We start from the raw sequence: 19,304 nt of genomic DNA on the forward strand, positions 1-19,304 counted from the left end.
AAAAGTTAACCACTGGCAAGGATTTAGGTCTCGATGGATGTAAACGAGCGGCTCGACCAAGAACTGAACAGGCAGGGGAAAACTCAGGCGGCACTGGCAGAGGCAGTCGGGGTCTCGTCCGCAACTGTGTCGCAGTGGCGCAGTGGCACAAAGACTCCGAGCGCGACAAACCTCATAAAGGTCGCAAAGTTCCTCGGCGTGCAGCCTTCGTGGTTGACCTATGGCGAACTGGACGCAGTAAGTCCAACCATCGACCCCAAGCAGCGCGCAGCGTATCAGCGGGATTGCCGCTGGTACTACCGCCCGGCGCCGCAAGATGAGGGCAGGGAGTTGGGAAACGCAGCTGGCTTCGCATTCCAGGGTGGTTTGTCTACGCTCGCCCGAGAAACCAGCCAGAACATCCTCGACGAGAAAAAGGACGGTCAGGCCACAGTCGAGGCGCGATATACCCTGATAGAGCTTTCCGGTGCGCGACTCGACACATTCCTCGCGGCAATCCAGTTTGACGATTTGCTCCCGCATCTGAAGGCAGCCGCCGAGAGCAGACAGAAAGTCGCCACAGTGGTACGTCGAGGTTTGAATTCCCTGCTCGACGATCGCAACCTGATACTGCTCCGGATCGAGGACTACGGGGCCAAAGGTTTGGTTGGACCGGAGTTCGAGGAAGGCAACTATATGGCCGTCGTGCGAAATATTCTTGATTCTTATAAGGGTGACAACGCCGGCGGATCCTACGGGCTGGGCAAGTCGGTTATGTGGGCCTGCTCCCAGTTCGGACTTGTCCTCATAAACAGCACTCTGTCTATTGCGCAGGACGGCAAGCGCGAAGGACGTTACATAGGGCGACTGGATCTACCGTGGCATCGCCTGCCTAACGTTGACGGTGCTCTTGTGTCATATGCGGGTCCGGCCTGGTTCGGTGAGAAAGATGGTGATCGCGGGGATGTGACACGGTCGTATTGGGGCAACAATGCCCTCGCAGCGGACACCCACCTGGCTCGAGCAAACCAGGAGTCGGGAACATCATTCCTCGTCGTTGGCGCATATGATCCGGATGACAGAATCGTGACGATCGAAGAAATGCACGATCAACTCGTCTCGTCTTTAGCCAAAAGCTTCTGGCCCGCGATGGTGGAGGGTGCTGGCGGCGATCCGGGCATGATGTCAGCCCTAGTGCGCTCCGAGCGAAACGGCGTCACGATCAAATCGGACCTCGTCGACCCCTTCTCGTGGTGGCCTGGAAAGGCCCACATGCTAAAGGCCCATCGCGACGAGCTCACCGTCGATTCTCTTGAAAACCCGGGCGACGTGGTCCGTCGTCGGGTCATCCTTGATGTCCCGCGACGCCTCAATGACGGGGCGCATAGTTCTCAGCAACACGAGGCAATTCTCCTGATTACCGAAGCGAGGGAGGAAGAGACGGAGACCAACCGGGTTGGCTACCTGCGTGGCAGTCACATGATTATTCGAGAGGATGTAGTCGCGGGGCTTCCGATGGGCAGTCGCCCTTTTCATGCGGTTGTTCTTGCCGGCCTAGCCGCTGGCGACGATCCTTCTGACAGGGCCGCCGACCGATTCCTGCGCGCCGCCGAGCCCCCCGAACACGACAACTGGGAGGTCACCCCAGACGTCTCCAGTTCGTATGCCCGCGGATACGGAAAGGCTCTCACCGATTTCAAAGCCGAAGTCCGCAGGACTATCAGGGAGGTTGTTGGGCGCCCTACCCGTGATCTATCGGACGGCCCCGACGCGCTGAAGGAGTTGCTCCGTATAAGTCCGCCAACCGTAGATACGACGCGGCGGCCCAAGGTCAAGAGTGCAGTCGGCAGGCCGGACGATAATGGTCGATGGTCGGTTGACGTCCGTGTTAGCTTGCCAGACCGCCCTTCGCCCTGGCGATTCAGCCCTGTACTGCGCTTTGGCACAGAATCAGGTGCCGCCATCCCAGTGGTCTGGGAGAAGCTCGAGGCCAAGAGCAGGTGCGAAATCGCTGGCGACGTTGTGACGGCGGAGCCCCGCGCAAGGGAGGTTCGCTTCACCGGGACTACAAAAGCGGACACTCATCCCGTTGGTGCCACTCGAGCGACTGCGCTTGTTGATGTCCGGGTCTACAAGGAGAGCACCAGATGATTGCGATCTATCCTTACGACACCTTGGTCGGTGACGTCCGTATGTCCGTCGGGTCTGTTGTCATCGATGGTAAATCGCTGTCTACCAATTACATTGATCCCGACCTGCCCGAAATCGCTTTCCGCGACCTGGAAGCGGATCACTGGGAGGAGGCGATGATTGATGTCACTGTCACCGCGCCAGCGGGCGAGTTGTCCGGGAACGCAACTTGGGCGGAACCAACCGCTGTCGTGCAAATCATCTGCTCGTACAGCAACAGCCGGCGGGTAGTCGCCCTGCCCGCGGATACCCACTCCCCGGGTCGCTGGCACGGCAGCGTCATGCTCGCCAGGGATGAGTGGTATGGCCGGGCGACTATGCGCGCGCTCGCGACGGCCACTGTTGATGAAGTGGCGCACCGCGTAATCGGAAGCAGCGAACCGTGGGTCCTGTCCTTCGACGACCTTCCGCCGTCGCCCGTGCATGGCAGCCTTGCGGTCCAGTGGGTTGACTTCCCCAACGATGCGGAGCACGGTCTCAAGCCCTTCAAGAATGACCCTCAGCACCTCCGACTCGACCCCGAGGCTCCCGTGCTCTATCTCAATAGTGGGTTCGAGGGTTTGGAGGCATTGCTTGGTGACCGCAAGCGACGTCCGCACGCCGAGCAGGCTCTGCACGATAGCACTCGGGCAAATATTGCTGGTGACGCATGGCAGGCCATGTTTGTCACGGCACTGGAAGACGTCGAAATTGATCCCGAGACAGGAATGCCGGAGTGGCCCACGCAAGAGTGGCGGGTCGTCGTCCTGAAGACTCTCTTCCCGCGCATCTACCCGCACCTCGGTCCGGAGGATGCGTTAGTAGAGGCTGTTCAAGCCCGGGGCTCAGGCGAGAGCTTCAGCGAACTGCTGGAGCGTCTGCTCCCGGCCGCCGCCATGCAGGTAGGCACGTCAGCTTTCTTACGACGTGGCATAGCACTATTGGAGAAAGACGCGGAGACCAAGGAAGTAGAATCGTGACAACATTCGCCACGCCCCTCAACGAGAAGACGTTTCTCGGAGGCATCAGCGCCGCCGTTTCTCTCACTCCGACGTTTCGGCTTGGTACGGCTGACTTGGACTTCACCGATCAACTGGTCGACGTCCGAGGTTTGCGCCAGCACCGGCTCGAGCCAGTGCGAGTTTTTCTGGACGAAGCCATGAGCCGTTACTCCCAAGCCGATGTCGCTGCTTCTGACTCCTGGCTCGGCCCACGCCTTCACGCTGCTCTCCGACTCTCGCGCCGTGAAGCGGGTAACCGGGATGTGTGGCGATTTCTGGGCGTTTGGGGCGCCGACTTCGTACGTTGGCGCTTCGGCCCGGCCGCTGGCGAGGAGGACCCCGACAAGGCCGCCAAAACTGAGCGTTTCTTGGGGCCGACTAGCAAGCATGCCCTAGCGAGGCTTTGGTGGATGGCGGAGGTGTTTCGCGACGGAAACAACTACAGCACGGCCGCGTTGGCTCTCACGAATCAGGACATAATCAACAACTTGTTTCGCATGAGTATTTCAAATCACCGGCCTACAGCCCTCGCCGCATTGGCGGTGCTTCCCGCGAGCGGGGATGGAAAGTCACTGCCGGACGGACGAAGGGCGAATGCTCTCGCCAAGGCTACCAACGCTGCAGCCTCGACTCTCCTGCTTGATCTTATCGGTCCCGATACTGAGCGCGACGTTACCTCCCGTCGCCAGTGGGAAAATGTGAGCGTTGACTTTGATCCACGAATCTACTTTGATGACCTGCCGGAGGGGCCAGACGATGGGGAAACCCCACCGGAGTCCATTAAACAAATGAAGGTATTGCTGGAGCAACTACTCGCGGAAGCTCCAATCCGTGGAAGCAAACCCGCGTCTTGAAACCTTGGCGCGGACTCTTGGCGGGAAGACGTAAGCCGGGGGCATTACCACGGAGAAGGCCGACTCGCTGTTCCGCCAGGCCCTATGCACCCTGCCGCTGCTGCAGGCGCGCGGTGTGCTAGTAGACCACCAAGCGCGAGGCGGAGTCCGCAGCTGAAGGCCGTCGAGTTCGACCAGAGCTGCAGTATCGACGGGGCGGGCCTGTTCGTGAAGCATCTAGCGCGGCACAGCTATCACATCTACACCGCCCCTTCCCAGTTGATCATCTAACTGCAGGTGAGCTGGAGGTGGACTCTGTGACAGAAACGTTAGTCGTCTCCTCGCTTCGCTGCCGGGCCATCCGTCGCATCTCGCGTATGCTTAAAGCATCGGGTAGGTTGCTGCCGTAACGAAGGAGGACGTGCGTGGCACTCACTTTGCAGACAGAGAATGTTCTTGAACAGGTAAAGACGCTGAATTCTTGGGCTGACTCCTTGGTCATCATGCTCGGCGGTCACAATGGGAGAATGGATCGTTCCGCCGCCCTTACTGAACTATCTAGAAACCTGCACGTACCGCTTTCCGACGCACGTTATGCGCTTAGCGTCGCCCGGTCGTCCGGCAAAGTCGTAACAACTCACGCTGGTTCTACAATTGAACTTGTTGAGTAGCTTCGATTGACCCGCAATCTTGATACTTTCATTCCTCCGCTACGACCTTTTCGGAACGGCTCTCGCTCCACACCCGGAAATTCTGAACTTTATGAACTTCCGGACGGGTCGGTTGTCGTCCGGAAACACTATTCTTCACGCTACGCGCGTCAAAGCAATAAGCCGAGTAAGTGGAGTGTCCTAGATCCCAGGACTGAGACAGAGCGAGACCGGGGACGGCTCGGATATTCTAGATACCTGAGGCGCTTAGCTGGCGTTACTCAAGTGGTTTCCCCTGACCTTTCCTCACCTATGCTGCACAATAGGTCGTCCCATTCGCATAAAGTGGCTTTGCTCGCCCGCGAAATTGCCGAGAATGTGATTCGCAAGGCGATGGACACGTCTGGAGGGGAGGTCACGGCTGTAATAGAATCAGTGGGCGGTCTCGATATTACGGCCTGTGAGACCGCGGGCCTTGCTCATGACCTGGGCCATCCGCCATTCGGGCACATCGGTGAAGAGGTGCTGGATAAGCTTCTCGGAACACACTTAAATGCGCGTCCAGACGCGGCGCTTGCCGATGGCTTCGAGGGGAACGCGCAGTCCTTTCGTATCGTTACAGTCTTGGATCGTGACAAGATAGATCGGCTACACGGGCTAGATCTCACGAATGTGACGCTTGCAGCCATCCTCAAGTATCCGTATACGCGCCAACCGGACAGCAGGAAATTTAGCTCTTACTTGAGCGAAGCCGAGAACCTGAAGCGGGTTCGCGAAGCTATGGCAACAGGGCTGGAACCGGGGCAGCAGTCACTGGAAGCTTCGATAATGGATCTTGCGGACGACATTGCTTACGCCATCCATGACCTTCAAGACTTCTTGACCAGTGGTGTGATGAATCCGATGAAGGTGCGCAGTTCTCTACAGGAGGCCTATGCGAGTGTCGATGAGGCACGTCCCGATTTTGCGGAATCAGCAGCGCCCCTTAATCCTTTTGTCATGAAGGCTAGGGATTTAGAGAAGACTTACAATGGCTACTTTAGTAGCGAGCACTACTTGGAAGCGATAAATTTGGCCCTAGATCTTCTTCAGGATTTATCGCCGGGGGACGACAGTCTTGACCGACTAGCATTTAGCGGCGCCCTGAATGAGCGGATCGGTCGTGTATTTGATGCTATTCGGGTAAGCCGGAAAACGCCCTGGCCCAACGGGCCGATGATATTTCTCGATTCACCCCAATGGCATGAGCTGCAAGCTCTGAAGGTAATTACACGTAGCTTTCTCGTAAATACGGCTGGTGTCGGAATGGTGCAGCGTTCCCAGGGGAAAGTTATGGAATCTCTGTTCACAGGCTTTGTCGAATGGTTGAAGGACGCCCCTAGGCTGGAGACGCTCCCAGCTGGGCTTAGAGACGCCTTGCGGGACAATGAAGTGGAAATACCCGCCTCGGGAGCTCTCTCTCCGGCCCATTACCGGGCAATCGCCGATCACATTTGCAGTTTCTCCGATGCGGAAGCAACGATACATGCTCAGTGGCTTATGGGTGCTCAGACGCCCAAATTAACGGTGGGCGCAACCCTGTAGCCTGTGTGCCAGAACCCCCGGTGCATCGATCACAACCCGAGCTGCTCGCCTGACCGTAATTGCGTCTGTGGAGAGTGTCCAGTGCAATCGATTTCAGCAGGGCCAGGTAGCCGGATAGTGGACCGGTCCCCGCGAACCCGGCCAAGGAGTCCCTCCAGGAGGCTAAATTGATGGACACGGCAAGATAGTAGAACTCTTCGCGCCGCGCGTTTGCCCTCAGCATTTCCCGCCTCCTTCCCGTTGCAGCCGTAACCTGGCAAGTTCGGACGGCTTTCGACAGGCTCGACCGCCGAGTTTCAGCCGGAACACCCACAGCAGCACGTCCTCGCCCGGCACATACCAGTCCCGCTCCGGCGCCCGGCGAAAGCCCAACGACTCATACAGCGAATGGGCACGCTCCATGAACGTGGCGCTGGTGATGCTGATCGCGTCGATGCCGGGCAGCTGCCGGGCGTGCTCCACGATCTCCCGCACCACGGCCCGACCTACGCCGCTGCCTTGGTGGGCCGGGTCCACGGCCAGCATCCGGAACTCCAGCTCGCCGTCCTGCGCGATCTCGCTGTACGGCTGGCCGGCGAACGTCAGTGTCACCGCCGCCACCAGCCTCCCCGCGGCCTCCGCCACCCACACCTGCGCGTGCTCGGCGCGGTGCTCCACGTCCTCCAGCACGCTCATGTACGGGTGGTCGGCCGCGAAGTGCCCGGCCCGGAGATAGGCGTCGCGGGTGATCCGCCGGACCTCCGGAAAGTCCGCAGGCACGGCGCGGCGGAACACTACAGTCACGAGGAAACGTCGGAAGCGGCAGCGGCCCGCTCCACGTAGTGGCTCAGCTGTGCCAAATCGGGCTGCGACGACGGATCACCCACAGCAGCCGCACCGACAGCATTCGCCATGGCAAGTGCCCGCGTGTAGTCCAGCCCGCTCCTCAGTGCCAGGACCAGGACGGCGCAGAACGCGTCGCCGGCACCGACGGAGTTCGCCACCGTCACCGCAGCGGAGGGCGCCTCGGCCTCCTTCTTCCCGTGCTCGAACATCGCCGAGCCGTTCCTGCCGTATGCACCGCCACCAGCTTCGCCTTCGCCAGGGGAGGGATCAGGGCGTACTCGCTCTCGTTGACGATCACCAGGTCGCACCGTTCCAGCAGTTGGGCCGGCAGGTCCATGGCCGGCGCCGCATTCAGCACAAAGAAGCCTTGCGCCTTCCGGGCTGCCTCCAGCACCACGTCCAGGCCAACCTCCAGCTGCACCGTCTCCTCCGGTCCGAACTCCACCCCGTCCAGCGACAGGTGCGAGTTGGCGCCCGGGCACACCACAATCTGGTTCTCGCCGTCGCGGTCCACCACGATCAGCGCCGTCCCGGTCGGCTGGGGCAAGGCGGCCACGTCGGAGGTGTCCACGCCGGCAGCAGCGAGGGCATCCAGCATCCGCTGCCCGGACGCATCCCTGCCCACGGCGCCGACCATCCGGGTGCTCCCACCCAAGCGCGCCGCCGCCGCGGCCTGGTTGGCGCCCTTGCCGCCGGGCTGCTCGGACAGGACGGCGCCGCCGATGGTTTCGCCCGCCGTCGGAAGCCGTTCGGCGGTGGCGATCAGGTCAAGGTTGATGCTGCCGACCACGGTGACGGCAGGACGTGTTGTGTTCATGGGAGCGAAAGACGATCCCTTCTGCTCGAACAAAGGAGTTTGATGTGAACGCCCCAACCGCCGCCGCAGCCGCGCCGCCCGCCCAAGGAGGCGCCGCCGTCGTCATCCCCGACGACGACGCCACCAAACTCTCCGGCCGCCGCGCCGCCCTGCTGATCTCCACCCTGCTGCTGGGCGTGCTGTCCTTCCAGCTGAACGCCAGCATGGTCACCCCCGCGCTGCCGCAGATCGCCGCGAGCTTCGGCGAAAGCGCGGACAGCGCCGCCCCCGTCCAGTCCATGTTCTTCCTGGCCGGCGCCATCGCCGGGCCCGTGATCGGCCGGTGGAGCGACTTCATCGGCCGCCGCGCCGCGCTGCTGCTGGTCCTGGGCATCATGGGCGCCGGCACCATCCTCTGCATCGCCGCCCCCACGTTGCCGCTGCTGGTCACCGGCCGGTTCCTGCAGGGCGTCTCCAGCGTCGTGTTCGCGCTCGCCTACATCGTGCTCAGCGAGAACCTGCAGGCTAAGGTCTTCGGTATCTCCGTGGGCATCAACGGCGGGATCGGCGGCGTGGACGGCTACGTGGGCGGGCTCATGGCCGAGACCCTCGGCTTCCGGTCCATCTTCGTGGTTGTGCTCGTCCTCACCACCATCGCCGCCCTCTGCATCCTGCGGCTGGTGCCCGCCGGACGGCCTGCTGGGGTGCGCGGCGCCATGGACTGGTGGGGCTTCACCTCGAGCGTCTGGCGGGCGCCGGTGAGATCCTTATCGAAGGGGCGGATGCGTTGGATGCCGATGCGGGGGAGTGTGTCCGAGATGAAGCGTCCGACGCCGCGGTGCGCCCCCTTGAGACCGTCCTCTTCGAGGAGCATGAGGGCTCCGCGGGGACCATGGTGCTGACCTTTATGTCGGCGCCGAATTCGGTCTCAGGGGGATCATGGAGTCGGGAGTCAGGAGGCCGTCGCGGATTTCCTCGGCAATCCCGCGAGTACAGGGGCACGCGCAGCGGTGGGCCGGGCTGGGCGGCCACCGGCTCCTTCTATCAGCAGTCTTCTACTGACCCGCCACTTCAACTGGCGGAGGATGCGCGAAACGTTTGGTACCGGACATCGGCGCGTCCGACAAGCTGGCCGAAGGCTTCCACTGCCTGCTGATCCCCGGCCCCCATGTCCGTGGACAACCACCGCATCAGCAGCCCGGCATCCCCATTGGCCCGCACGGCCGAACCAACAGCAAAATCCAGTCGGTCCCGCAGCAGCTGCACTGCCAGGACGCCGGACCGGTTGAGCAGCGGAGCGGTGTACGCCTCCAGCGCCTCGGCCACCCGGCCGTCGCGCAGCAGCCGCAGTACCCTCCCCGAATCCGAACACCCGGACAAGCCCGCAGCCAGCCGGTACGGATTCGACTCCACCGCACCACCCAGCATGGACCGAACCCGGAACATCTCGGTCCGGATGGCCTGCGGCGTGCCCGCGTCGCCGTGCAGTTCGTACGCCAACTCCTCGGCGCTCCAGCCTTGCGACCGGGAATCCAGCAGCGCCAGGATCTCCGCGCGGCGCAGCGTCAGCGGCACCCGGCTCCCGTCAGCAAACACCGCTGTGGGCCGGTCGCCAAGCAGCTCCAGCGACGAAACCGCAGCACCAGGCTGGCGCGCACCCTGCCGGGACGCATGCACAGAAGAAGAAGCACCCAAGGAAGTCCCGCCGTCGGACGTTCCTAGCAAAGACTCCGCAACCCGGACCGCGCACCGCACCATCCGCAGCGTATCCGCGCTGATGGTATCCAGCGGTCCCGAGACATCCAGCACGCCCAGCAGCGCACCCGTCAAAGGGTCCGTGATGGGCGCCGCCGTGCAGGCCCAGTCGTGGTGGGTGCGGACCAGGTGCTCGGCGGAGAACAGCTGCACCGGCCCGCCGGTGACCAACGCCTCGCTGATGGCGTTGGCGCCGATCCCCGCCTCGGACCAGTCCGCCCCTTCGGAGAACTCCAGCCGGTCCGCCCGCCGCAGCGCCTCCCGGCTGCCCAGCCGCCACAGGATCTCACCGCCGGCGTCGGTGAGCACCAGCAGGTGCCGGCCGGAACTGGAATCGTCGGCCAGCAGGTCCTGCAGCGCCGGCATCACCCGCTGCAGCCGGTGCTCCCGCCGCAGCTGAACCACCTCGGACGGATCGTGCACGTGCCGCGGCCTGTGCTGGTCCGGGCTGATGCCCAGCGCCATAGACCGCCGCCACGACTCCGCCAGCGGCACGGGGATCTCCGGCCGCGGGACACCCGAAATGACCAGCTCGTGCGCGCGGCGCAGGGCACGCGCGTACTTCGCCGGGTCCGAGAACCTCAGGCCGTAGTCCACCGTCTCCTCCTCACCGCCGGCGTCCTTGCCGGCAGCGCCCGTGTAACGCACTTGTTACCCCCGCCGCGTTCCAATAGTGATGCAGCTCACGCCCGCCCAGCATACCGCAGGGACCCCGGCGGGACGGGGCCGCCCGAACCACCTGAGGGACCGCACACAAAGGAGTGGAGATGACCGAAACACCCACCGCCGCCGCCCAGGCCTGGCTGGCCAGCCTGGAGGGCGCGCTGCAGCGCCGGGACGTGGACGCCGCGCTGGACCTCTTCGAGGACGAAAGCTACTGACGCGACTTCGTGGCGTTCACCTGGAACCTTAAAACCCTGGAAGGCAAGGCGGACATCCGCCGCATGCTCGAGGCCACGCTGGACCACGTACAGCCGGCCAACTGGGCGCTCGCGGAGGACGCCACCGGCAGCGCCGCCCCTGATGGGACCGTGGAAGCCTGAATCACGTTCGAGACCGGCGCGGCCCGCGGCTACGGCCACCTCCGGCTCCGCAACGGCCAATGCTGGACGCTGCTCACCACCATGCAGGAGCTGAAGGGCTTCGAGGAGAAGAAGGGCCCGCGCCGCGAGCAGGGCGTGGCGCACGAAATCGTCCGCGGCCGCCGCTCCTGGAAGGAACTCAAGGAGGAGCAGGCGGCGCGGCTCGGCTACGAGGAGCAGCCCTACTGCGTGATCATCGGCGGCGGGCAGGGCGGCATCGGCCTCGCGGCGCGGCTGCGGCGGCTGGGCGTGCCCACCCTCGTGATCGAGAAGAACGAGAACCCTGGCGACTCCTGGCGGAACCGCTACAAGTCCCTGCACCTGCACGACCCCGTCTGGTACGACCACCTGCCCTACCTGAAGTTCCCGGACGACTGGCCCGTCTTCGCCGCCAAGGACAAGATCGGCGACTGGCTGGAGCACTACACCCGCATCATGGAGCTGAACTACTGGTCCGGCACCGAGTGCGTGGGCGCGGAGTACGACGACGGCACGCAGGAATGGGCGGTTAAGGTCCTCCGCAACGGGTCACTGGTAACGTTGCGGCCCAAGCAGCTGGTCTTCGCCCTGGGCGTCTCCGGCTACCCGAACATCCCCGCGTTCGACGGCGCCCAGAGCTTCCTGGGGGAGCAGCGGCACTCCGCCCAGCACCCCGGCGGCGGGGACTGGACCGGCAAGAAGGCCGTGGTGATCGGCTCCAACAACTCCGCGCACGATATCTGTGCCGACCTCTGGGAGCACGGCGCCGACGTCACCATGGTCCAGCGCTCCTCCACGCACATCGCGCGCAGCGAAGCGCTGATGGACCTGGCGCTGGGGGACCTGTACTCCGAGAAGGCGCTGGCCAACGGCGTCACCACCGAGAAGGCGGACCTGCTGTTCGCGTCCCTGCCGTACCGGATCCTGCCGGAGGCGCAGGTGCCTGTGTACCAGGAGATGGCGAAGCAGGACGCCGAGTTCTACTCCCAGCTGGAGGCCGCCGGGTTCGAGCTGGACTTCGGCGTGGACGGGTCCGGCCTGTTCCTGAAGTACCTGCGGCGCGGCTCCGGCTACTACATCGACGTCGGCGCCTCCCAGCTAATCATCGACGGCCGGGTGAAGCTGAAGTCCGGGCAGGTTTCCAAGATCACCGGCAACGCCGTGGTGATGGCGGACGGGACCGAGCTGGAGGCGGACCTGATTGTCTACGCCACCGGGTACGGGTCCATGAACGGCTGGCTGGCCGACCTGGTCTCTCCCGAAATCGCGGACAAAGTGGGCAAGTGCTGGGGATACGGCTCAAACACGCCGAAAGACCCTGGCCCGTGGGAGGGGGAGCTGCGCAATATGTGGAAACCAACCAACGTCCCCAACCTCTGGATCCACGGCGGTAACCTGCACCAGAGCCGGCACTACTCCTCCTACCTGGCCCTGCAGCTTAAGGCCCGGATGGAGGGGCTGGAGACGCCCGTCTACGAACTGCAGCCCAGCCACCACACCCGCTGAAGGAAGAACCCGATCATGAAGGCAGCACGATTCCACGCCCGCAAGGACATCCGCATCGAGGACATCCCGGAACCCGAACTCCGCGCCGGGGCGGTGAAGATCGACGTCGCGTGGTGCGGCATCTGCGGCACCGACCTGCACGAGTACCTGGAAGGTCCCATCTTCTGCCCGGCACCAGGGCATCCGCACCCACTCTCGCACGAGGAATCTCCGGTGACCCTGGGGCACGAATTCTCCGGGACTGTCTCCGAGGTGGGCGAAGGGGTGACGGGCCTGGCGAAGGGGGACAACGTCGTCGTCGAACGCTATTTTGTGGACGGCACCTGCAACATGTGCCAGGCGGGCAGCTACCACCTGTGCCGGCAGATGGGCTTCATCGGGCTGTCCGGCGGCGGGGGAGGGCTGAGCGAGAAGATCGTGGTGGACCAGCGGTGGGTGCACCCGATCGGGGACATTCCGCTGGATGAGGCGGCGCTGATTGAGCCGCTGTCCGTGGCGCACCACGCGGTGGCGCGCAGCGGCGTGAAGGCGGGCGACACGGCGCTGGTCGGCGGCTCGGGGCCCATTGGCCTGCTCACCGCCGCGGTCCTGAAGGGCATGGGGGTGACCACGATCATCAGCGAGCTCACCCAGGCGCGCAAGGAGAAGGCCACCTCCAGCGGGGTGGCGGACCATGTCCTGGATCCCAGCAAGGAGGACGTCCCGGCGCGGGTGCGGGAGCTCACCGGCGGGGCGGGGGCCGACGTCGCCTTCGAATGCGCCGGCGTGAACGCGGTGCTGGACACCATGCTCGACGCCGTCCGGCCCGGCGCCGTGGTGGTCAACGTGTCCATCTGGGGCGCGCCCGCCACCGTGGACATGCAGAAGCTGGTGCTCAAGGAGATCGACCTGCGCGGCACCATCGCCTACGTCCGCGACCACCCCGCGGTCATCAAGATGGTGCAGGAGGGCAAGGTGGACCTCAAGCCCTTCATCACCGGCCGGATCGCGCTGGAGGACCTGGTGGAGCAGGGCTTCGACACCCTCATCAACCACAAGGACACGGCGGTGAAGGTGCTGGTGCACCCGTAGGTTCCGGTAGGCAGCCACTTGGCATGGAAGGAAGGCCGACGGCGGGACGCAAGTTGCGCCGTCGTCGTCCAACTTCGAAGGCTGGCACGGACGCGCAATTTATGCCCAGCCGTGGAAGGAACGGCCGTAAACCAGGGGGGTCCAGCCCTCTGAAGGTAGGGCCGCGGAACGGCATCGCACCAACTGTTAGGGAAGGTCCCCTTCGAAAATGGCGGATAAGTCTGTTTCTGAATTGGGACCGGACACGGTGATTCTTACGGACGATCCCGCATTCTTCGGAACCACGGCGCCGACCTGAATCGACTTGGTCTCCCCTGGCTGAATAGTCGGGAAAGAACTCGGGCCGAGTACGCCATTGGGGTCTGGCACCAGTTCGCCAACCGGGCCGCCAGCACCATATCTAACCGTCGGTTTGGACATATGGCCAGCATCAAAAGCGGACTTGCCGCTGTTATTCACTCTGATTTCGAAGATTACAGCTTTGCCGGGAGCTGCCGTTGTACTAACAGGGGCTAGTTCCCGATAGCCCTTTGTTCGCACGGATACGGAGATGCCACTTTCGTACATTAGAACTTCACCCAAGCGCCCGGGCTTTAGGTCGGGAATGCAGGCAGAAAGCCCGTGAAGCCGTCCTTGATCAAAAGAACCTATGCGTTCAAATGGGTCACCGTGGTCTACGCTGGTGGTCCACGACGTCTCGTCCGCCAAGGCGCTGAGGGCACTCGCCAGTTCCTTTTGATCGCCAGCCTCGAAGATCAAGTCCCCGTCAGCAACTGCCCCGAAGAGCGTGGCACCCGCAAGACAATCCGCCTGAAGTTCCGATGCAGTTGACGTCAGTGTCTTGCCGATTCGGGCTTGAATCGCATGTCCCCATTCATGCGCGATGACGAGGTACGGCCAAGCGTCCCCGTCTTTGTAGCCGCGAGCCATCAACCCTAAATCCCAAGCCACGAAATCTCCTGGGTGGCAATATGTAGCATTGTCCGGGGGGAGCCGCTGACTTCCACATGACGGTGAACCCGACGACGACCCGTCGTAAGTGCCAACGATGCGCGGCGATACGTACTTACTTGGGAAATATTCGGACCAGTGGCGGGACCAATACTTGTCGACGACGCGCTGGGCAACGTTTATTTCCGCCGTAAGAGCAGGATCCGGGCCTGCCTTGGCCGAAGGCGTCGTTGCTGGTCGAGCGGTAGTGGGTGCCGGTCGAGGGGTAGCGGACGCCGTTGAAGCAACGGGTGGAGACAGAACCCGCGGCACCTTAGTCGCAGTTGCAAGGCTGTCCTTATTGGTGGTTCGTCCCACCCAAGCTGGCTGTGTTGCCACTACCGCCGCCAGGACAATCGCGGAGAGTCCAACAGCTACTAGGAGCACAAATAAACGTTTGGCGCCAGCGGCCAGTTCTCCGCTCATCAATCATGGGTGAAGAGTAGCCGACCGCGAGGCAGGTCGAATGAATGCGACTCCCCATTGCGGGACTCTGGAAACATGGACGGGTCCTACCATGTCGCGGCTGATCAGACTCACAAGTTTTCCGCCTTCATTCCGGCTTTGACATCACCATTGCATCAAGACTTCACGCGCGGGATGGGTGGACCATTCACGGATCGACAGCTTTGAGGACGCCAACTGAATCTCGGACGCAACGAAACAGGTAGTTGCAGCCCAAAAGACAGGTACCGGCCAACGGTGACCGTGGGGTTGCCCGGTCTATAGACTCCGGCTTGAGCAGGTGATCTTCGTCCGGGCCGCAACGCCCGCGCCACAACAGGATTTGCTCTCGAAACGGGGGAACGTGATGCAGCTTCTTAGTGCAGGGTCCGGGCGATACCAGGGTTCACCTTCATCCGCTGCCCGCCTTCGCGGCCGGAGTGTGGCACTCATCGGCACGATCCTGGTGGCCCTCATGCTGGCGGGCAATATCCCGGCAACAGCTGCAGCCGCGGTGACCTCCACCATCCCGGTCGGTTCAAGCCCCAGGAATGTTGCGTTCACCCCGGACGGGTCCAAAGCCTACGTCACCAACTGGGAAGCCGGCACCGTGTCCGTCATCGACGTAGCCTCGGGCGCGGTGACGTCCACGATCCCGGTCGGGGCGGGTCCGCACGGTGTTGCGGTGGCCCCGGACGGGTCGATTGCCTACGTAGCCAGCCCCGGTTCTGACACAGTGTCGGTTATCGACGTCGCGTCGGGCACGGTGACCTCCACGGTCACGGTCGCGGCGGGTCCGCTCGCCGTCGCGTTCGCCCCGAACGGGTCGATTGCCTACGTCACCAGCGGCGGCAGCGGCTCCGGCACGGTGTCGGTCATCGATGTGGCCTCGGGCACCGTGGCCTCCACGATCCCGGTGGGGCCGCTCCCGAACGCCGTTGCGTTCGCTCCGGACGGGTCGACGGCCTACGTCACCAACGGGCAGGACTCGAATATGGTGTCGGTCATCGACGTCGCCTCGGGCACGTGGACTTCCACGATCCCGGTCGGGTCATCTCCCACGGGCGTTGCGTTCACCCCGGATGGATCGGCAGCCTACACTGCCAACAACGAGGGCGACTCCGTATCGGTCATCGACGTTGCGTCGGCCGCGGTGACCTCCACCATCCCGGTCGGGTTTGCCCCGGACAGTGTTGCGGTCGCCCCGGACGGGTCGGCGGCCTACGTCACCAACTCCGGTGCCGACACGGTGTCGGTCATCGACGTCGCGTCCGACGCGGTGACCTCCACCATCCCGGTCGGGACCCATCCGACGGGTGTTGCGGTCTCCCCGGACGGGTCGGCCGCCAACGTCGTCAACACCTCGTCCAACACGGTGTCGGTCATCACCGTGGACGCAGCACCCCTGGTGTTCACAGCGGCCACACCGCCCACCAAGGCGAACACGCGGACCGCCTACAGCTACACGTTCGCCGCCACGGGTGCCCCGGCCCCGACGTTCCATGTGTCCTCCGGTGCACTGCCTGCAGGCCTGGGCCTGGACGCCGCCACGGGTGTCCTGTCCGGAACCCCGGCCAAGGCCGGCAAGTTCACGTTCAGGGTCACGGCCGCCAACGGTGTCAGCCCCCACGCGGTCACGGACCGCATCACAATCACCGTGACCAAGGCGAAGGCCCGCTGAGCGGACACGCCACGGTCGGTGGAAAAGACGCCTAAGGCTGGCGGGCGGACGCCCGGCACGGAAGGAAGAACGACGGCGGGACGCAAGTGCCGCCGTCGTCCTTCCTGCCCTGCCTGATGGCCACAGCCCGGGTGGCCGGGAAAATATCAAGGGGCTTTCCCCCTATCCAGCCGGGCCACGCGCGCGGAAGATAAGCCCATGAAAAAGCTTGTGCTGGCGAGCTTCGCCGCCCTTCTCCTGGTTATTGGCTCCCTTCTGGGCGGTGTGGTCCCCGGCAATGCCGCGGCCGACCCTGCCATCACTGCAGGGCAGATCCTGGTCAAGTTCCGCGACAATGCCGCCGCCGCGGGCACCCTCAGATCGCACGGGCTGACCGACGGGCCCGACGTCGGCAGCACCGGCGCACACCTGATCACCGTGCCGGCAGGGAAGGAGCTGCAGCTGGTCGAAGCGCTGGGCCGGAACCCCGCCGTGGAGTACGCCGAACCGGACTACGTGGTCACTCCGGCCTCGGACGACACCTACTTCCCCAGCCAGTACGCCCTGCAAAACACAGGCCAGTCATTCACGAACACCGCCGGTACCGTGACCGTTCCTGCGGGCAAACCTGACGCCGACGTGGACGCGGTGGAAGCCTGGACCGTCACCACAGGCACCGGGATCCGGGTGGCTGTCCTCGACTCCGGCGTCGCGATGGACAACCCCGACATCAACCCGAAGGTCGTGGCGCGGACCAACTTCACCACGTCCAGAAGCAACGACGACAACTACGGCCACGGAACCCACGTCGCAGGAATCGTTGCCGCCACCGCCAACAACGGTATGGGTGTGGCCGGCGTGTGCCCGGGATGCAGCATCCTGGCCGGAAAGATCCTCAGCGACACGGGGATGGGATCAAGCTCAGGCCTGGCGAACGGCATCAACTGGGCCGTCAAGAACGGCGCGAAGGTCATCAACATGAGCCTGGCGGTCGGCGCGTCAACCACCCTGGAAACTGCGGTCAATAACGCCTGGAACGCGGGTGTGGTGCTGGTTGCCGCAGCCGGCAACGGTGGAAACACCTCCATGAATTACCCGGCCGCGTACCCCAACGTCATTGCCGTGGGCGCAACCGACAACAACGACACGAAGGCGACATTCTCCACCTATGGCACGTGGGTGGACGTGGCAGCGCCGGGGGTCAGCGTCTACTCCACTTTCCCCAACCACAAGTTTGTCCTTGCCAGGGAGTACAACCGATCCCAGGGGTATGACATCGGCAGCGGCACCTCGATGTCCTCGCCTGCTGTCGCCGCGGTGGCCGCGCTCGCCCGCAGTGCCAACCCCGGCGGCACCACCTCGGACATCCGCGCCAAGGTCGAATCCACCACCGACGCGGTTGGCGACATCGGGAAGGACTGGGCCCATGGCCGGGTTAACGCCTGCAGAGCGGTCGGGGCGCTAGGTTGTTGACCCTTCCGGCGGTGTGGAGCCCGTTGTAGGGTCGTGGCGTGATCGTCCCCGATATCTCCCAGAACGCCGTGGCGGTGGCGGATCACTACGACGAGCTCGACCCCATCTATCGCCGGGTCTGGGGCGAGCATGTCCATCACGGCCTCTGGGTGACCGGCCACGAGACACCCGGCGAGGCCGTCGAGGCGCTGGTGGACACGGTCGGCGACCGGCTGGGGCTTCTGCCCGGGCAGGCGTGCATCGACATCGGCTGCGGTTACGGCTCCACAGCGAGGCGGCTCGCGGTGACACGAGGTGTCCGGGTCACCGGCTTCACGCTGTCCGCTGAGCAGGCCCGCTACGCCGCCGCGCATGGCGTACCGGACGTGGACATCCAGGTCCGCGACTGGCTCGCCAACGGGCTGGCCGACGCCTCGGCCGGTGCGGCGTGGGCGATCGAGTCGAGCGAGCACATGGTCGATAAACCCAGGTTCTTCGCCGAGGCACACCGCGTGCTGTCACCCGGCGGCCGCTTCGTCATCTGCGCGTGGCTCGCCGAGACCGATGCCAGCGGGTGGAAAGTCCGTCACCTGCTGGAGCCGATCTGCCGCGAAGGGCGCCTGCCCTCGATGGGCACGCGCGAGGAGTACGAGGCGATGGCAACGGCGGCGGGCTTTGCGGTCACCGGCTATGAGGACGTCACCCGCCGCGTCGCCCGCACCTGGCCGATCTGCGCCGGCCGACTCGTAAAGGCGCTCTTCACCGACCGCGAAACGCGCCGCCTCGCCCTGAGCGCACGCAACCGCAACTCGTTCCTGGGCATTCCCCGCCTGATCCTGGCCTACCGCACCGGTGCGATGCGCTACGGCATATTCACGCTCGCCAAGGCTGCGGAGAGCGGGCCGTAGCCCGCACGCCAACTGCCTCAGGGCAGCGGCTGCCGTTCGCCCACGCTGACGGAGGACGACGGCGGCAGGTACTCACGCCGTCGTCGTTCCATCCGCCGCTGCCGGCCCGGAGACGGAATATGCGCACGCTTGGCCCGGTTGCACCTGGCGCAGGCCGCCACGAAGTTCTGCAGACTGGTGGAACCGCCCTTGGACCACGGGTAAAAGTGGTCGCCGTGCTCAGCCGGGCGGCCGCAGCGACGCCCAAACCCGGCTTCCAGCTCGCATAGCCCGCCAGCGCGGGCCATCCCTTCGCGGCGCTGCTGGCGGGTGAAGCGCCGCACGGGATCCCGGCGTCGTAGGTCCCGGCTGCTGATGATGGCGGCCGTAATGCCAAGAACGACGGCGGCCACGCCGGGGACAGTGACTGCGGCGACGACGCCGTCGAACAGGCTGCGCAACACCCCGGCGGCGGAGGACGCTCCCGCTCCCGCAGCCGGAGCTGCCTTCGACATGAGCGCTGACATCACCGCGACAGCGAGCCAAACCATCACCGCTGAATACGCCAGGCGAAGCCCCTGCCGGGTCCAATAGATACGGCTGAGTTCCGGCATAGATCCCCCCTGTTTTGTTCGCCGGAA

Annotated in this window: 13 protein-coding genes and 3 pseudogenes; 11 read left to right on the plus strand and 5 right to left on the minus strand. The window is 64.1% G+C overall.

What is annotated here, in order from left to right; genetic code table 11:
• Positions 1-33: 33 nt before the first annotated feature.
• From ASG79_RS18960 to dgt, 5 genes are all read left to right on the plus strand, one after another.
• Entirely contained in the window at positions 34-2,130 is a 2,097-nt protein-coding gene (locus tag ASG79_RS18960) for a helix-turn-helix domain-containing protein (protein WP_056393292.1), read from the plus strand.
• On the plus strand, positions 2,127-3,128 hold the full coding sequence (locus ASG79_RS18965; protein ID WP_056393294.1) for a hypothetical protein: 1,002 nt from the start codon (positions 2,127-2,129) through the stop codon (positions 3,126-3,128). The genes ASG79_RS18960 and ASG79_RS18965 overlap by 4 nt, the downstream gene beginning before the upstream one ends.
• Positions 3,125-4,003: a DUF6339 family protein gene (locus ASG79_RS18970; RefSeq protein ID WP_056393296.1), complete on the plus strand. Its 879-nt coding sequence runs from the start codon at positions 3,125-3,127 to the stop codon at positions 4,001-4,003. The genes ASG79_RS18965 and ASG79_RS18970 overlap by 4 nt, the downstream gene beginning before the upstream one ends.
• Before the next feature lie 404 nt (positions 4,004-4,407).
• A complete protein-coding gene (locus ASG79_RS23620; protein ID WP_156400241.1) occupies positions 4,408-4,653 on the plus strand; it encodes a hypothetical protein in 246 nt (81 codons plus the stop codon).
• 6 nt (positions 4,654-4,659) lie between these two features.
• On the plus strand, positions 4,660-6,216 hold the full coding sequence (dgt, locus tag ASG79_RS18975; protein WP_082581834.1) for a dGTP triphosphohydrolase: 1,557 nt from the start codon (positions 4,660-4,662) through the stop codon (positions 6,214-6,216).
• Positions 6,217-6,432: 216 nt separating this feature from the next.
• On the opposite strand, the gene ASG79_RS18980 is transcribed toward dgt, so the two are convergent.
• On the minus strand, positions 6,433-6,999 hold the full coding sequence (locus tag ASG79_RS18980) for a GNAT family N-acetyltransferase (protein ID WP_235509866.1): 567 nt from the start codon (positions 6,997-6,999) through the stop codon (positions 6,433-6,435).
• A pseudogene (locus ASG79_RS18985) lies at positions 6,996-7,858 on the minus strand (PfkB family carbohydrate kinase). Before ASG79_RS18985 ends, ASG79_RS18980 begins: the two are co-directional and overlap by 4 nt.
• A 44-nt stretch (positions 7,859-7,902) precedes the next feature.
• Here ASG79_RS18985 and ASG79_RS18990 point away from each other — a divergent pair.
• A pseudogene (locus ASG79_RS18990) lies at positions 7,903-8,568 on the plus strand (MFS transporter); the annotation flags it as partial.
• Positions 8,569-8,908: 340 nt separating this feature from the next.
• Here the strand turns inward: ASG79_RS18990 and ASG79_RS18995 are convergent.
• Positions 8,909-10,189, minus strand: coding sequence for a GAF domain-containing protein (locus ASG79_RS18995; protein ID WP_056393570.1), 1,281 nt, complete (start codon positions 10,187-10,189; stop codon positions 8,909-8,911).
• A gap of 170 nt (positions 10,190-10,359) precedes the next feature.
• Here ASG79_RS18995 and ASG79_RS19000 point away from each other — a divergent pair.
• Positions 10,360-12,159 (plus strand): annotated as a pseudogene (locus ASG79_RS19000) (NAD(P)/FAD-dependent oxidoreductase).
• Between the two features lie 15 nt (positions 12,160-12,174).
• Positions 12,175-13,230, plus strand: coding sequence for a 2,3-butanediol dehydrogenase (locus ASG79_RS19005; RefSeq protein WP_056393299.1), 1,056 nt, complete (start codon positions 12,175-12,177; stop codon positions 13,228-13,230).
• 186 nt (positions 13,231-13,416) lie between these two features.
• Here ASG79_RS19005 and ASG79_RS23625 read toward each other — a convergent pair whose 3' ends face one another.
• A complete protein-coding gene (locus tag ASG79_RS23625) occupies positions 13,417-14,181 on the minus strand; it encodes a hypothetical protein (RefSeq protein ID WP_156400242.1) in 765 nt (254 codons plus the stop codon).
• Between the two features lie 925 nt (positions 14,182-15,106).
• Between ASG79_RS23625 and ASG79_RS19010 the strand changes: the two genes are divergently transcribed.
• The 3 genes from ASG79_RS19010 (at position 15,107) to ASG79_RS19020 (ending at position 18,684) form a co-directional block, all read left to right on the plus strand.
• Positions 15,107-16,345, plus strand: coding sequence for a beta-propeller fold lactonase family protein (locus ASG79_RS19010; protein ID WP_235509867.1), 1,239 nt, complete (start codon positions 15,107-15,109; stop codon positions 16,343-16,345).
• Positions 16,346-16,543: 198 nt separating this feature from the next.
• Positions 16,544-17,797: a S8 family serine peptidase gene (locus ASG79_RS19015; protein WP_056393300.1), complete on the plus strand. Its 1,254-nt coding sequence runs from the start codon at positions 16,544-16,546 to the stop codon at positions 17,795-17,797.
• Positions 17,798-17,835: 38 nt separating this feature from the next.
• A complete protein-coding gene (locus ASG79_RS19020) occupies positions 17,836-18,684 on the plus strand; it encodes a class I SAM-dependent methyltransferase (protein WP_056393301.1) in 849 nt (282 codons plus the stop codon).
• Positions 18,685-18,701: 17 nt separating this feature from the next.
• On the opposite strand, the gene ASG79_RS19025 is transcribed toward ASG79_RS19020, so the two are convergent.
• A complete protein-coding gene (locus ASG79_RS19025) occupies positions 18,702-19,277 on the minus strand; it encodes an HNH endonuclease (protein WP_056393575.1) in 576 nt (191 codons plus the stop codon).
• Positions 19,278-19,304: the final 27 nt, after the last annotated feature.

Origin of the sequence: Arthrobacter sp. Soil761, assembly GCF_001428325.1 — a bacterium.
Taxonomy (GTDB): Bacteria; Actinomycetota; Actinomycetes; order Actinomycetales; family Micrococcaceae; genus Arthrobacter.